This window comes from Enterobacter sp. RHBSTW-01064 (assembly GCF_014103035.1).
GTDB classification, from domain to species: domain Bacteria; phylum Pseudomonadota; class Gammaproteobacteria; order Enterobacterales; family Enterobacteriaceae; genus Enterobacter; species Enterobacter mori.
The window spans coordinates 603,232-618,163 of sequence record NZ_JABXOU010000001.1; the positions used below are offsets into that span (position 1 = coordinate 603,232).

General features: G+C 56.5%; 18 protein-coding genes and 1 pseudogene. 16 read left to right on the top strand and 3 right to left on the bottom strand.

Annotated features, from left to right (window positions below; genetic code table 11):
* Positions 1–45 precede the first annotated feature (45 nt).
* Positions 46–1,533, top strand: coding sequence for an alpha-amylase (amyA, locus tag HV355_RS02840; protein WP_182400821.1), 1,488 nt, complete (start codon positions 46–48; stop codon positions 1,531–1,533).
* 93 nt (positions 1,534–1,626) lie between these two features.
* Here the strand turns inward: amyA and yedD are convergent, their stop codons facing one another.
* Positions 1,627–2,040 carry a lipoprotein YedD gene (gene yedD, locus HV355_RS02845; protein ID WP_010432387.1) on the bottom strand — a complete coding sequence of 138 codons (414 nt, stop codon included), beginning with the start codon at positions 2,038–2,040 and terminating at the stop codon, positions 1,627–1,629.
* Positions 2,041–2,115: 75 nt separating this feature from the next.
* The gene (gene fliE / locus HV355_RS02850; protein ID WP_010432385.1) at positions 2,116–2,430 is read right to left on the bottom strand and encodes a flagellar hook-basal body complex protein FliE; all 315 of its coding nucleotides are present in this window, start codon (positions 2,428–2,430) and stop codon (positions 2,116–2,118) included.
* Between the two features lie 228 nt (positions 2,431–2,658).
* Here fliE and fliF point away from each other — a divergent pair, with 228 nt between their 5' ends.
* The 14 genes and pseudogenes from fliF to rcsA all read left to right on the top strand — a co-directional run bounded on the left by fliF (position 2,659) and on the right by rcsA (position 14,176).
* Positions 2,659–4,326 (top strand): flagellar basal-body MS-ring/collar protein FliF, encoded by a 1,668-nt coding sequence (fliF, locus tag HV355_RS02855; protein ID WP_089599453.1) that lies wholly within the window; start codon positions 2,659–2,661, stop codon positions 4,324–4,326.
* Positions 4,319–5,317: a flagellar motor switch protein FliG gene (gene fliG, locus HV355_RS02860; RefSeq protein ID WP_089599455.1), complete on the top strand. Its 999-nt coding sequence runs from the start codon at positions 4,319–4,321 to the stop codon at positions 5,315–5,317. Before fliF ends, fliG begins: the two co-directional genes overlap by 8 nt.
* Complete coding sequence (fliH, locus tag HV355_RS02865; protein WP_108417549.1) at positions 5,310–6,017, top strand: flagellar assembly protein FliH; 708 nt, start codon at positions 5,310–5,312, stop codon at positions 6,015–6,017. Before fliG ends, fliH begins: the two co-directional genes overlap by 8 nt.
* Positions 6,017–7,387: a flagellar protein export ATPase FliI gene (gene fliI / locus HV355_RS02870; RefSeq protein ID WP_182400823.1), complete on the top strand. Its 1,371-nt coding sequence runs from the start codon at positions 6,017–6,019 to the stop codon at positions 7,385–7,387. Before fliH ends, fliI begins: the two co-directional genes overlap by 1 nt.
* A gap of 21 nt (positions 7,388–7,408) precedes the next feature.
* Positions 7,409–7,852 carry a flagellar export protein FliJ gene (gene fliJ, locus HV355_RS02875; protein ID WP_010432373.1) on the top strand — a complete coding sequence of 148 codons (444 nt, stop codon included), beginning with the start codon at positions 7,409–7,411 and terminating at the stop codon, positions 7,850–7,852.
* Entirely contained in the window at positions 7,849–9,072 is a 1,224-nt protein-coding gene (fliK, locus tag HV355_RS02880) for a flagellar hook length control protein FliK (RefSeq protein WP_182400825.1), read from the top strand. The genes fliJ and fliK overlap by 4 nt, the downstream gene beginning before the upstream one ends.
* 106 nt (positions 9,073–9,178) lie before the next feature.
* Positions 9,179–9,649, top strand: a complete 471-nt coding sequence (gene fliL, locus HV355_RS02885; protein ID WP_010432366.1) for a flagellar basal body-associated protein FliL — start codon at positions 9,179–9,181, stop codon at positions 9,647–9,649.
* Positions 9,650–9,653: 4 nt separating this feature from the next.
* Positions 9,654–10,658 (top strand): flagellar motor switch protein FliM, encoded by a 1,005-nt coding sequence (fliM, locus tag HV355_RS02890; RefSeq protein ID WP_010432363.1) that lies wholly within the window; start codon positions 9,654–9,656, stop codon positions 10,656–10,658.
* On the top strand, positions 10,655–11,068 hold the full coding sequence (gene fliN, locus HV355_RS02895) for a flagellar motor switch protein FliN (RefSeq protein ID WP_003859592.1): 414 nt from the start codon (positions 10,655–10,657) through the stop codon (positions 11,066–11,068). The genes fliM and fliN overlap by 4 nt, the downstream gene beginning before the upstream one ends.
* Positions 11,069–11,070: 2 nt before the next feature.
* Positions 11,071–11,445: a flagellar biosynthetic protein FliO gene (gene fliO / locus HV355_RS02900; RefSeq protein ID WP_029485119.1), complete on the top strand. Its 375-nt coding sequence runs from the start codon at positions 11,071–11,073 to the stop codon at positions 11,443–11,445.
* Complete coding sequence (fliP, locus tag HV355_RS02905) at positions 11,445–12,182, top strand: flagellar type III secretion system pore protein FliP (RefSeq protein ID WP_042716760.1); 738 nt, start codon at positions 11,445–11,447, stop codon at positions 12,180–12,182. Before fliO ends, fliP begins: the two co-directional genes overlap by 1 nt.
* 10 nt (positions 12,183–12,192) lie before the next feature.
* Positions 12,193–12,462 carry a flagellar biosynthesis protein FliQ gene (gene fliQ / locus HV355_RS02910; RefSeq protein ID WP_003859587.1) on the top strand — a complete coding sequence of 90 codons (270 nt, stop codon included), beginning with the start codon at positions 12,193–12,195 and terminating at the stop codon, positions 12,460–12,462.
* A gap of 7 nt (positions 12,463–12,469) precedes the next feature.
* A pseudogene (gene fliR, locus HV355_RS02915) lies at positions 12,470–13,262 on the top strand (flagellar biosynthetic protein FliR); the annotation flags it as partial.
* Between the two features lie 290 nt (positions 13,263–13,552).
* Entirely contained in the window at positions 13,553–14,176 is a 624-nt protein-coding gene (rcsA, locus tag HV355_RS02920) for a transcriptional regulator RcsA (RefSeq protein ID WP_010432341.1), read from the top strand.
* Between the two features lie 105 nt (positions 14,177–14,281).
* Here the strand turns inward: rcsA and dsrB are convergent, their stop codons facing one another.
* Entirely contained in the window at positions 14,282–14,470 is a 189-nt protein-coding gene (dsrB, locus tag HV355_RS02925; protein ID WP_010432339.1) for a protein DsrB, read from the bottom strand.
* Between the two features lie 128 nt (positions 14,471–14,598).
* On the opposite strand from dsrB, the gene yodD reads away from it, so the two are divergent.
* Complete coding sequence (gene yodD, locus HV355_RS02930; RefSeq protein WP_120157917.1) at positions 14,599–14,826, top strand: YodD family peroxide/acid resistance protein; 228 nt, start codon at positions 14,599–14,601, stop codon at positions 14,824–14,826.
* Positions 14,827–14,932: the final 106 nt, after the last annotated feature.

Here is a 14,932-nt window from a genome sequence, read left to right on the forward strand (position 1 = left end):
AAACGTACTCCATACTTGAGTTTCGCGACCTCATGGAGACGGTGCATGCGCAATCCAACCTTACTGCAATGCTTTCACTGGTATTACCCCGCTGGCGGTGAATTGTGGCGAGAAGTCACGGCTTTAGCCCCCAACCTCAACGAAATCGGCATTAACATGGTGTGGCTACCTCCGGCGTACAAAGGCGCATCGGGGGGATATTCCGTAGGCTATGACTCTTACGATCTGTTCGATCTCGGTGAGTTTGACCAGAAAGGCAGCGTCGCCACCAAATACGGCGATAAAGCACAGCTGCTGGAGGCCATCGACGCGCTCAAAAGCAACCAGATCGCCGTGCTGCTGGATGTGGTGGTCAACCACAAAATGGGGGCGGACGAGAAAGAGTCGATCCGCGTGCAGCGCGTCAATGAACAAGACCGTACGCAAATCGACGATGAAATCATCGAGTGTGAAGCCTGGACGCGCTACACCTTCCCTGCCCGCGCGGGGAAATATTCGCAGTTTATCTGGGATTACAAATGCTTCAGCGGCATCGACCACATTGAAAACCCCAATGAAGATAATATCTTCAAAATCGTCAACGACTACACCGGCGAAGGCTGGAACGATCAGGTCGACGACGAGATGGGCAATTTCGACTACCTGATGGGCGAGAACATCGATTTTCGCAATCATGCCGTGACCGAGGAGATCAAATACTGGGCGCGCTGGGTGATGGAGCAAACGCAGTGTGACGGTTTTCGTCTGGATGCCGTAAAACATATTCCGGCCTGGTTTTATAAGGAGTGGATTGAGCACGTGCAGGAGGTGGCGCCGCAGCCGCTGTTTGTTGTCGCGGAATACTGGTCGCACGAGGTGGATAAACTGCAGAACTACATCAATCAGGTAGACGGCAAAACCATGCTGTTCGATGCGCCGCTGCAGATGAAGTTCCACGAGGCGTCGCGTGAGGGGCGCGACTACGACATGAGCCAGATCTTCACCGGCACGCTGGTGGAAGCCGATCCGTTCCATGCGGTCACGCTGGTTGCCAACCACGACACCCAACCCCTGCAGGCGCTGGAAGCCCCGGTGGAAGCCTGGTTTAAACCTCTCGCCTATGCGTTAATTCTGCTGCGCGAAAACGGCGTGCCGAGCGTGTTCTATCCGGACCTCTTCGGTGCCAGCTACGACGATACGGGCGGAGACGGTAACACGTACCATATTGATATGCCCGTGATTGAACAACTGCATGAGCTGATCCTCGCCCGCCAGCGTTTTGCCCACGGCATTCAGACGCTGTTTTTTGATCATCCTAACTGTATCGCGTTCAGCCGCAGCGGGACCGACGACGCGCCGGGTTGCGTGGTGGTCCTTTCCAATGGCGATGACGGGGAAAAAGTGATTTGTCTGGGAGAGAATTACGGCGATAAAACCTGGCGTGATTTTCTGGGCAATCGCGAGGAAACCGTGACCACGGCGGCGGATGGTGAAGGAACGTTCTTCTGTAACGGAGGAAGCGTCAGCGTGTGGGTAATAGAGGATGCGCTGTAGAAACAATGCCGGGTGGCGGCTTCGCCTTACCCGGCCTACAAAAGCACCGTCCCGTAGGCCGGGTAAGCGTCAGCGCCACCCGGCAAAAAACGGCTACGGTAGCTTACTCTCCAGCGGATTTTTGCTCAGGTAATTCGCACACTCTACCGTTGGACGATCCACTTTTTGCAGCTCCATACCATCATACTCAAGCGTTGCACCATCACGCTCCAGCGGATAGATATCCAGCTTGCGGGTCACGTTATAGTAATCATCCGAACGCAGCATAATCTTGCCCGGCACCGCCACCACGCGCTGCCATTGACGGCAATCCAGCGTATCGCCCTCTTCCGTCACCACCAGCGTGGCAATCGCCTCCGGGCTCACCATCTTGCTTTGCGGCCCTTTTGACTGCCAGTACCCTGCCAGATGCGACGGCACAGGGTGCTTGATGACTTCCTGATAATTATCAACCTGAACACAGCCGGTTAACGCCAGAAGCGCACCCACAATTGCTATTTTTTTCATCATCTTTCCTGCGTGGGAAGAAAAAAATATTGTGGCATTAAAGCGGTATGGGTGCCAGCGTAAGATCGGCAGGTTTTACACCTGCATCGACATCACGTCCTGATAGGCCGATACCAGCTTATTACGCACCTGGAGGCCCATCTGCAGAGACACCGACGCTTTTTGCAGATCGGCCATCACATCATTGAGCGCCACGCCCGGCTCACCGAGCGTAAATTTTTCCGCCTGCGTCCGGGCAGCGTTCTGCTTGTCGCTGATACGGTCAAGCGCGGCGTGCAGTTGCCCCGCAAAGCTGATGGTTGAAGGTTCGTCCATCACGTTCTGATTACGTGCCGTCATTGCCGTTGCCTGCAGCTGACTGATTACCCCTTCAATGCCCTGTATAGCCATGACTTTCCCCTGGATGGATTTTTACGCGGTCAAGACTAACAGCTTGTCAATCAGATAATGGCGGTAAATAGCGTTAAAAAACCAGGTTATTTGACGCATAGAAAATCACGAATCATCAAATAATGGCAGGGCCATCAATATGGAACTTTTGTCGTGTTTGCCGACCCGGGAGTCAGTTTTGTTTCTCTACACGAATAACGTAAACCACCAGGATTTAAGAGGTGCGCAATGAGTGCAACAGCATCGACAGCGCCACAGAATAAATCACTCGAGTGGATGAACCGCCTTCGCGCGAACCCTAAAATCCCGTTGATCGTGGCAGGCGCTGCCGCCATTGCGATCCTTGTTGCGATGGTCCTGTGGGCGAAAAGCCCTGATTACCGCACGCTTTACAGTAACCTTTCCGATCAGGATGGCGGTGCCATCGTCACCCAGCTTACCCAGATGAACATCCCTTATCGCTTTGCCGATAACGGCGGCGCGCTTGAAGTGCCAGCGGACAAGGTGCACGAGCTTCGCCTGCGCCTGGCGCAGCAGGGTCTGCCGAAAGGCGGCGCGGTCGGTTTCGAACTGCTAGATCAGGAAAAATTCGGTATCAGCCAGTTCAGCGAGCAGGTGAACTACCAGCGCGCGCTGGAAGGTGAACTGGCCCGTACCATTGAAACCTTAGGCCCGGTGAAGAGTGCGCGTGTGCACCTTGCCATGCCTAAGCCCTCTTTATTTGTTCGTGAACAGAAATCCCCTTCTGCCTCCGTAACCGTCAACCTTGAGCCTGGCCGCGCGCTGGACGAAGGGCAAATCAGCGCGGTCACGCATCTGGTCTCCAGCGCGGTTGCAGGCTTACCGCCGGGCAACGTGACGCTGGTGGATCAGGGCGGTCATCTGCTGACGCAAAACAACAGCGCCGGTCGCGATCTGAACGACGCGCAGCTGAAATACGCGGCCGATGTGGAAGGTCGTCTTCAGCGCCGTATCGAAGCGATCCTGGGCCCGGTCGTCGGTAACAGCAACGTGCATGCTCAGGTTACCGCGCAGATCGATTTTGCGAATAAAGAACAAACGGAAGAGCAATACAGCCCGAACGGCGATCCGTCTCAGGCGGTGATGCGTTCTCGTCAGATTAACTCGAACGAGCAGGTGGGCGGCCCCTACCCTGGCGGCGTGCCGGGCGCGCTGTCTAACCAGCCTGCTCCGGCTAACGCGGCACCGATTTCAACGCCTCCGGCCAACCAGCAGAATGCCCAGCAGACAACCTCAACGGCAACTAACGCAGGACCGCGTACCAGCAGCCGTAACGAAACCACGAACTTCGAAGTGGACCGTACTATCCGCCACACCAAACTGAACGTGGGGGATATTCAGCGTCTGTCTGTTGCCGTGGTGGTGAACTACAAAACCCTGCCGGACGGCAAGCCTCTGCCACTGACGGCCGAGCAGATGAAGCAGATTGAAGATCTGACCCGTGAAGCGATGGGCTACTCCGAAAAACGTGGCGATACGCTGAACGTGGTGAACTCACCGTTCAACTCGGTTGATGAAAGCGGTGGCGAACTCCCGTTCTGGCAACAGCAGTCGTTTATCGATCAGCTGATGTCCGCTGGCCGCTGGTTACTGGTGCTGATTGTTGCCTGGCTGCTGTGGCGTAAGGGCGTACGTCCTCAGCTCCAGCGCCGTGCTGAAGCCGAGAAAGCTGCTCTGGAACAGATGAATAATCGCCAGGAAGTGGAAGAAGCAGTTGAAGTGCGCCTCAGCAAAGACGAGCAGGTGCAGCAGCGCCGCGCTAACCAGCGCATGGGCGCTGAGGTCATGAGCCAGCGCATTCGCGAAATGTCAGACAACGATCCGCGCGTCGTCGCGCTGGTCATCCGCAGCTGGATGGGTAACGAACATGAGTAATACGCTTACAGGTACCGATAAAAGCGTCATCCTGCTGATGACCATTGGCGAAGACCGCGCGGCAGAGGTGTTCAAACACCTCTCGCAAAGAGAGGTGCAAATCCTCTCTGCGGCCATGGCCAACGTGCGGCAGATCTCCAACAAGCAGCTGACCGAAGTGCTGGCGGAATTTGAGCAGGAAGCCGAACAGTTTGCCGCGCTCAACGTCAACGCCAACGAATACCTGCGCTCCGTGCTGGTCAAGGCGCTGGGCGAAGAGCGTGCCGCCAGCCTGCTGGAAGATATTCTGGAAACCCGCGATACCGCCAGCGGTATCGAAACGCTCAACTTTATGGAGCCGCAGAGCGCCGCCGATCTTATTCGCGACGAGCACCCGCAGATTATCGCGACCATTCTGGTTCACCTCAAACGGGGCCAGGCAGCCGATATTCTGGCGCTGTTCGAAGAGCGTCTGCGTCACGATGTGATGCTGCGTATCGCCACGTTTGGCGGTGTCCAGCCAGCCGCGCTGGCGGAGCTGACCGAAGTGTTGAACAACCTGCTCGACGGCCAGAACCTCAAGCGCAGCAAAATGGGCGGCGTGAGAACGGCGGCCGAGATCATCAACCTGATGAAAACGCAGCAGGAAGAAGCGGTCATCACCGCGGTGCGCGAGTTCGACGGCGAGCTGGCGCAGAAAATTATCGACGAGATGTTCCTGTTCGAAAACCTGGTCGAAGTGGACGATCGCAGCATCCAGCGCCTGCTTCAGGAAGTGGATTCCGAATCGCTGCTTATCGCCCTCAAAGGTGCCGAACAGCCGCTGCGCGAGAAGTTCCTGCGCAACATGTCCCAGCGTGCAGCCGATATCCTGCGCGACGACCTGGCCAACCGTGGTCCGGTGCGTCTGTCTCAGGTGGAAAACGAACAGAAAGCGATCCTGCTTATCGTTCGTCGACTGGCCGAAACCGGCGAGATGGTGATTGGCAGCGGAGACGACACCTATGTCTAATGAGCTGCCGTGGACGCGCTGGACACCCGACGATCTGGCGCCTCCCCTCTCCGAGTTTATCCCGGCCGCACTCCCGTCCGATGAGGGCGATATCGATGCCGCGGTGCCCGAGCTGAGCGAAGAAGAGCAGCGTGCGCAGATGCTGGCGCAGATGCAAATGCAGGCGCACGAACAGGGCTTCAACGCCGGTCTGCACGAAGGACGACAGAAAGGTCAGGAGCAGGGTTATCAGGAAGGGCTGGCAAAAGGGCTGGAGCAAGGCATCGAACAGGCGCGTCAGCAGCAGGCGCCCCTCAATGCCCGTATGCAGCAGCTGGTTAGCGAATTCCAGCATACGCTGGACGCGCTTGACAGCGTGATTGCGTCGCGCCTGATGCAGATGGCGCTGGAAGCCGCGCGTCAGGTGATTGGCCAGACGCCAACCGTCGATAACTCGGCGCTGATTAAACAGATTCAGGGTCTGCTCCAGCAGGAGCCGCTGTTCAGCGGAAAGCCGCAGCTGCGCGTGCACCCGGACGATCTCCAGCGCGTGGAAGAGAGTCTTGGCGCAACGCTCAGCCTGCACGGCTGGCGGCTGCGGGGCGATCCCTCGTTACACCACGGCGGGTGCAAAGTCTCTGCGGATGAGGGCGATCTGGATGCCAGCGTCGCCACCCGCTGGCAAGAACTGTGCCGCCTGGCAGCACCGGGAGTTGTCTGATGACCGCACGCCTTACCCGCTGGCTCAACACGCTCGATAACTTCGAAACGAAGTTGGCACAACTGCCATCTGTTCGTCGTTATGGCCGTCTGACCCGCGCCACCGGCCTGGTGCTGGAAGCGACGGGCCTGCAGCTTCCGCTGGGTGCCACCTGCGTTATTGAGCGTCAGGACGGACTGGAAATGCGTGAGGTCGAAAGTGAGGTGGTCGGATTTAACGGCCAGCGCCTGTTCCTGATGCCGCTCGAAGAAGTTGAAGGCATTCTGCCCGGCGCGCGCGTCTATGCGAAAAACAGTTCAGGCGACGGTCTGCAAAGCGGCAAGCAGTTACCGCTTGGGCCAGCGCTCCTTGGGCGCGTGCTGGACGGCAGCGGCAAACCGCTCGACGGCCTGCCCTCGCCGGACACCACCGAAACGGGGGCGCTGATCACCCAGCCGTTCAACCCGCTGCAGCGTACCCCTATCGAGCACGTGCTGGATACCGGCGTGCGCCCGATTAACGCCCTGCTGACCGTGGGACGTGGACAGCGTATGGGCCTGTTCGCCGGGTCCGGCGTGGGGAAATCCGTCCTGCTCGGCATGATGGCGCGCTATACCCAGGCCGATGTGATCGTCGTGGGGCTGATTGGCGAGCGTGGACGCGAAGTCAAAGACTTCATCGAAAACATTCTGGGTGCGGAAGGCCGCGCCCGCTCGGTGGTCATTGCCGCCCCGGCGGATGTATCACCCTTACTGCGTATGCAGGGTGCCGCCTACGCGACCCGCATCGCCGAAGATTTTCGCGACCGCGGCCAGCACGTCCTGCTGATCATGGACTCCCTGACCCGTTACGCGATGGCGCAGCGTGAAATCGCGCTCGCCATCGGTGAGCCTCCGGCCACCAAAGGGTATCCGCCTTCGGTATTTGCCAAGCTCCCGGCGCTGGTCGAACGCGCGGGGAACGGCATCAGCGGCGGCGGCTCGATCACCGCATTCTATACGGTGCTGACCGAGGGCGATGACCAGCAGGATCCGATTGCCGACTCCGCGCGTGCGATCCTCGACGGTCACATTGTGCTGTCGCGCCGTCTGGCCGAAGCCGGGCATTACCCGGCGATTGATATTGAAGCATCCATCAGCCGCGCAATGACGGCGCTGATAACCGAGAAGCACTACGCCCGCGTGCGTAACTTCAAACAACTGCTCTCCAGCTTCCAGCGCAACCGCGATCTGGTGAGCGTTGGGGCGTATGCCAAAGGCAGCGACCCGATGCTCGACAAAGCGATTGCGCTCTGGCCGCAGCTGGAGGCGTTTTTGCAACAAGGTATTTTTGAACGCGCCGACTGGGAAGACTCAATCCAGGCTCTGGATCTGATTTTCCCGCAGGTGTAACACAGGTGGAGGGCGAAGGTCATGGCGCAAAACAGCGCGTTATCAACGCTAAAAGATCTGGCTGAAAAAGAAGTTGATGATGCCGCACTGCAGCTTGGCGCAATGCGACGCGGGTGCCAGCAGGCTGAAGAGCAGTTGAAGATGTTAATCGACTATCAGCATGAATATCGCACCAACCTGAATACCGATATGACGCAGGGCATTGGCAGCCAGCGCTGGATCAACTATCAGCAGTTTATCCAGACGCTGGAAAAGGCGATTGAGCAACACCGCCTGCAGCTTAACCAGTGGACCGAAAAAGTGGATACCGCGCTCAACTTCTGGCGCGAGAAAAAACAGCGGCTGCAGGCCTGGCAAACGCTACAGGACCGACAGGTCGCGGCGTCAACCCTGGCGGAAAACCGCCTGGATCAGAAAAAAATGGATGAGTTTGCCCAGCGCGCATCAATGAGGAAACCGGAATGATCACACTGCAACAACTGCTGATGACCGACAGCGACCTGTCAGGCGGCACGCAAACGGGGAAAGGCGCCGAGGGTGCGCAAGACTTTCTTTCTCTGCTGGCGGGCGCGTTGACCGATGCGACCGGTCAGGGCAAAGATGCGCCGCTGACCCTGGCTGATTTGAAAGCCGCTGGCAGCAAGCTGTCCAGGGTGGCGCAACAGGACGCAGGCGAGACTACCCTGCAGGCGAAAATTGCCGACCTGCTCTCACGCCAGGAGACGCTGACCGCCGACGATGACGTGGCGAAAACCACTGCGCTGCAAACGCTGGTGTCCGGGCTGATGCCGACGACCCACGGTGATGCGTTAAAGACGCTGACGCACGCGTCCGCAAAAGATGACAGCAAAACTGACCTCAGCGAAGACGAACTCGCGGGGCTCAGCGCGCTAATGGCGATGCTGCCGCACCAGCAGACGGCAACACCGGTGACGACGCAGGCAACCCACGTCGACGGCGTTACCGCTCAGACGTCCCTCACCTCCTCTCTTCCGCAAACGCTGAAAAACGCGCTGCCGGGCAAAGAGAATAACCAGCCTCAGGCGGCGTCTCAGCCTGTGGCACAAACGGCTGACGCAGCCCTGCCAGCCAGCGTACCCGTGACGCCTGCGGTTGCGGCGGCGGCTGAGAAACAGGACATCGCGAGCAGCGCGACGACAACCTCGCCCACCGCAACCCTGGCACCGATCCTCAGCAGCCACGCGACCTCACAGCCTGCTGCAACCGTTGCCACCGCGCCGGTATTGAGCCAGCCGCTCGGCACCAGCGAATGGCAGCAGACGCTGAGCCAGCACATCACGCTGTTCACGAAGCAAGGCCAGCAGACCGCTGAACTGCGTCTGCACCCGGAAGACCTGGGCCAGGTGCAAATCTCGCTTAAACTGGATGATAACCAGGCGCAGCTGCAGATGGTGTCTCCGCACAGCCACGTGCGCGCGGCGCTGGAGGCTGCTCTGCCGGTCTTACGCACCTCTCTGGCGGAAAGCGGCATTCAGCTTTCGCAGAGCAGCGTCAGCAGCGAGAGCTTCGCCGGACAGCAGCAATCCTCATCACAGCAGCAACAGCAGGCTTCCCGCTCGGGCCAGCACGGCGCGTTCAATGAAGAGAGTGATGAGTTATTGCCGACCCCTGCCGCCCTGCAATCCGCCGCGCGGGGAAATGGCGCAGTGGATATCTTCGCCTAAACGCCAGAGGTAGCGTGATTATTCCCGTCTTTTCCACGCTTTGAGATAAGGCGGACACGGGATAATCACCCTATTAAGCTGTACCGAAACAGGAAGCTCGTATCAGATGACTGACTCCGCTATCACCAAAAAAAGTAAGCGCTCCATCTGGATCCCGCTGCTGGTGTTGATCACGCTCGCCGCCTGCGCTACCGCGGGCTATAGTTACTGGCGTATGCAGCAGGAACCGACTGCCGCTGCAGCCAAAGCTGAAGCGCCACCGCCTCCGGCTCCCGTGTTCTTCCCGCTGGACACCTTCACCGTTAACCTGGGTGATGCGGATCGTGTGCTTTATGTTGGCATTACGCTGCGCCTGAAAGACGAAGCTACCCGTTCTCGTCTGAACGATTATCTTCCTGAAGTGCGTAGCCGTCTGCTGCTGCTGTTCTCTCGTCAGGACGCTTCGACGCTCGCTACCGATGACGGTAAGCAAAAACTGGTCGACGCCATCAAACAGACGCTGTCGACCCCGCTGGTAAACGGCCAACCGAAGCAGGAAGTCACCGACGTTCTGTATACAGCCTTCATTCTGCGGTAACGACATGGGCGACAGTATTCTTTCTCAGGCAGAAATCGATGCGCTGCTCAACGGCGACAGCGATAAGAGTGATGATCCGCAACCGGGTTTGAGCGGCGACGACAATATTCGCCCCTATGACCCGAATACCCAGCGTCGCGTGGTACGTGAACGTTTGCAGGCGCTGGAGATCATCAACGAACGTTTTGCGCGTCAGTTCCGTATGGGGCTGTTTAACCTGCTGCGTCGTAGCCCGGATATCACCGTCGGCGCGATCCGCATTCAGCCGTATCATGAGTTTGCCCGCAACCTGCCGGTGCCAACCAACCTTAACCTGATCCATCTGAAGCCGCTGCGCGGCACCGGTCTGGTGGTGTTTTCGCCAAGCCTGGTGTTCATAGCGGTGGATAACCTGTTCGGCGGCGACGGGCGTTTCCCGACCAAAGTAGAAGGCCGTGAGTTCACCCACACCGAGCAGCGCGTCATTAACCGCATGCTGAAGCTGGCGCTGGAGTCTTACAGCGACGCGTGGAAAGCGATTAACCCGCTGGAAGTGGAGTACGTCCGTTCCGAGATGCAGGTGAAGTTCACCAATATCACCACCTCGCCGAACGATATCGTCGTTAACACGCCGTTCCACGTTGAAATCGGCAACCTGACCGGTGAGTTCAACATCTGCCTGCCGTTCAGCATGATTGAACCGCTGCGCGAGCTGCTGGTGAACCCGCCGCTGGAGAACTCGCGCCACGAAGATCAGAACTGGCGTGAAAACCTGGTTCGCCAGGTTCAGCATTCGCAGCTGGAGCTGGTAGCGAGCTTTGCCGATATTCCGCTGCGGTTATCTCAGATCCTGAAATTACAACCCGGCGACGTTTTGCCGATAGAAAAACCCGACCGCATTATTGCCCATGTGGATGGTGTCCCCGTGCTGACCAGTCAGTACGGCACAATTAACGGCCAGTATGCGTTACGCGTTGAGCACTTGATCAACCCGATATTGAATTCGCTGAATGAGGAACAGCCCAAATGAGTGACATGAACAATCCGTCCGATGAGAACAGCGGAGCACTGGACGATCTGTGGGCTGACGCGTTAAACGAGCAAAAGACGACCCCGACGAAAAGCGCGGCGGACGCGGTATTCCAGCAGCTGGGCGGCGGCGACGTCAGCGGCACGCTGCAGGATATCGACCTGATCATGGATATCCCGGTTAAGCTGACGGTTGAGCTGGGCCGCACCCGCATGACCATTAAAGAGCTGCTGCGCCTGACGCAGGGTTCCGTGGTCGCCCTTGACGGCCTGGCCGGTGAACCGCTGGATATTCTGATCAACGGTTATCTGATTGCTCAGGGTGAAGTGGTGGTGGTTGCTGATAAGTACGGCGTGCGCATCACCGACATCATTACGCCATCCGAACGTATGCGTCGTCTGAGCCGTTAAGCATGAAAACCCAGGCAACAATGTCCCAACCCTCCGCGGTACCTGGCTCACCGCTGCTCCAGGTGAGCGGTGCCCTGTTCGGTATTATTGCCTTCATTCTTATTGCGGCCTGGCTGGCAAAGCGTTTTGGTCTGGCGGGTAAAACCGCCGGAACGCGCGGCCTGAAGGTCAGCGCCAGTACCACGCTGGGACCACGCGAGCGCGTGGTCATCGTCGACGTGGAAGATGCGCGTCTGGTACTGGGGATCACCGCCTCAAACATCAATGTATTGCATAAACTGCCGCCCGCCCCCGTCACGGGTGACGAGCGCGCAGAAGCCCCAGCGGATTTCCAGTCCGTTATGAAGAGTTTGCTTAAGCGTTCCGGGAGATCCTGATGCGCCGTTTGTTATCCCTTACGCTTGCGGGTGTTGGCCTGTTTGCTCCCGCGGTCTATGCGCAACTGCCCGGTCTGGTCTCGACCCCGCTTGCCGGAGGCGGTCAAAGCTGGTCGCTTTCGGTTCAGACGCTGGTGTTCATCACCTCGCTGACCTTTATTCCGGCCATTCTGCTGATGATGACCAGCTTTACCCGCATCATCATTGTTTTTGGCCTGCTGCGAAACGCCCTGGGAACCCCTTCCGCGCCGCCCAACCAGGTGCTGCTGGGTCTGGCCCTGTTTTTGACTTTTTTCATTATGTCGCCGGTGATCGACAAGATTTACACCGACGCCTACCAGCCGTTTAGCGAAGATAAAATCTCGATGGAAGTTGCGCTGGAGAAAGGCGCGCAGCCGCTGCGTGAATTTATGCTGCGCCAGACGCGTGAAGCGGATTTAGCGCTCTTTGCCCGCCTCTCCAACACCGGCGAGCTTCAGGGACCGGAAGCGGTGCCGATGCGCATTTTGCTGCCAGCCTATGTCACCAGCGAGCTAAAAACCGCGTTCCAGATTGGCTTCACTATTTTCATTCCGTTCCTGATTATCGACCTGGTGATCGCCAGCGTCCTGATGGCGCTCGGGATGATGATGGTACCGCCTGCGACCATCGCTCTGCCCTTTAAGATCATGCTCTTTGTGCTGGTCGATGGCTGGCAGCTGCTGGTCAGTTCGCTGGCGCAGAGTTTCTACAGTTGAGGAGCGCGCAATGACGCCAGAATCGGTCATGATGATGGGCACGGAAGCGATGAAAGTCGCGATTGCCGTTGCCGCCCCGCTGCTGCTTGTTGCCCTCGTGACCGGTCTGATCATCAGTATCCTGCAGGCCGCCACGCAGATTAACGAAATGACGCTGTCGTTTATCCCGAAAATCATTGCCGTGTTCGTGGCGATTATCGTCGCCGGGCCGTGGATGCTGAACCTGCTGCTGGACTATATGCGCAACCTGTTCACCAATCTGCCGTACATCATCGGCTGATATCACGATGCTGCACTTCACCAGCGATCAATACGTCCAGTGGCTGGGCGTCTACTTCTGGCCGATGCTGCGCATTATGGCGCTCATCTCAACCGCCCCTATTCTCAGCGAGAAATCGATACCCAAGCGCATCAAAGTGGGGCTGGGGATCGTCATCACGATTATTGTCGCCCCGTCCCTGCCGCCGGTTGATATCCCTGTATTTTCCGCTAACGCCGTATGGGTGGCGCTTCAGCAGGTGATGATCGGCGTCGCCGTTGGGTTTACCATGCAGCTCGCCTTTGCGGCAGTGCGTACTGCGGGTGAGCTGATCGGCCTGCAAATGGGGTTATCCTTCGCCACCTTCGTCGACCCCGGCAGCCACCTCAACATGCCGGTGCTGGCGCGTATCATCGATCTGCTGGCGATGCTGCTGTTCCTGTCGTTTAACGGCCACTTATGGCTTATCTCAATGCTGGTGGACACCTTCCACACGCTACCGATTGGCGAAAATCCGGTTAACAGCAACGCGTTTCTGGCGCTGGTGCGTGCCGCCGGGCTGATTTTTCTCAACGGGCTGATGCTGGCGCTGCCGATCATCACCCTGCTGCTAACCGTTAACCTGGCATTAGGCCTGCTGAACAGAATGGCGCCGCAGCTTTCCGTGTTTGTCATTGGTTTTCCCGTGACGTTGACGGTCGGTCTTTTATTAATGTCATTGCTAATGCCACTTATCGCCCCCTTCTGTGAACATTTATTCAGCGAGATATTCAACCTGTTAGCGGATATTGTCAGCGAACTGCCCCGCAAATAATAGTCCTCACACTCCATATTGTCTTTCTGAGGATATTCCTAAAATAAAACGCGAAAAACATCTTCCAGGATATATCTGACGCGGTTTAAATGTTTCTAACCATCTCACAATACTTAATATTTACTTTACTTTAAGAAGATTCCTGGCAAATTATAAGTAACTTTACGGGATAGTGAGTTCGCCTGAAAGTCTTTGTCATGCTCACAGGTTTTATTTGGTTTTTTCCATCCCGTATGGCTGTTTATGAGCTCTCAGGCAGATGGTGAATTATCGTTACGCATTGAGTGAGGGTATGCCATGTCAACGATCATTATGGATTTATGCAGCTACACCCGGCTAGGGTTAACCGGGTATCTGGCAAGCAGAGGGGTAAGAAAGAGAGACATCAACGATGCACACACCGTTGACGAACTCGAAGCCGCTTGTGAAGCACACAAGCCCGGCGTGGTGTTTATTAATGAGGACTGTTTCATTCACGATCCAGCCAACAGTCAGCACATTAAGCAAATCATTAATCAGCATCCTAAAACGTTGTTTATTGTTTTTATGGCGATCGCCAATATTCATTTTGACGAATACTTGTTGGTCCGTAAAAATTTATTGATCAGTTCTAAATCGATTAAACCCGAGTCGCTGGATGACATTTTGGGTGATTATTTGAATAAAGAAGTTAAGAATGTAGGAGCGGTTAACTTACCCACCCTATCATTAAGCAGAACTGAATCAAGTATGCTCAGAATGTGGATGGCTGGACAAGGGACAATTCAGATCTCGGACCAGATGAATATCAAGGCAAAAACGGTTTCGTCACACAAAGGAAATATTAAAAGGAAAATTAAAACGCATAATAAGCAAGTGATCTACCACGTCGTTCGCCTGACCGATAATGTCACAAACGGAATTTTCGTTAATATGCGCTGATCCGCGTAAGACCTTCTGTACCCTACCTGCGATCTCTGGCCTGGCCAGAGATTTTTGCATTTAGAGCCGCATGGGCCGGGGACGGGAACGCCGCCCGACACCACGCTATTCTGCTGCTTCCACAAAAATACCATCCTCATGTCCCAGTTCGTTAAAGAACCAGATACCGAGCGGGTAGTCTTCCAGAGAAACCAGGTACATTACACCTTCGCTAAACTCTTCTATTGCCAGCACCACACCCGGGCGGCGCGGTCCACCGTCCGTTTTAACGGTTACCCGATCGTTGACCTTCATACATTCCTCCTGTGGTTTTGAGCCAGTGTAGAACAAAACGCATTAACTGGCACCGACCCCCGGCGCGAATGGTGTTTTTGTGTGCGGTCTATACTTATGGATGGACACGGTTGCATGAGGACCCCGTAATGAAGACCGATAAAGAGTACAGCGACACCATCAAGCGTGAGGTGGAGGTGGATGTCGATGCCCTGCTGGCCGCTATCAATGAGATCAGTGAGTCCGAAGTTCGCCGCTCAGACGATGAGTCAGACAAAGTGATTGTAAACGGAAGGGACTATCACACTTACCGCGAGCTGGCCGAAGCCTTCGAGCTTGATATTCATGACTTCAGCGTGTCTGAAGCGAATCGGTAAGATAAAAAAATCCCGGTCATGGGGATGGCCGGGATCAAACTTGCTTATGCAAGAAGCACTTGAAAATTCGTTACACCAGGAAATCTGATGTAGAAACAACACTATC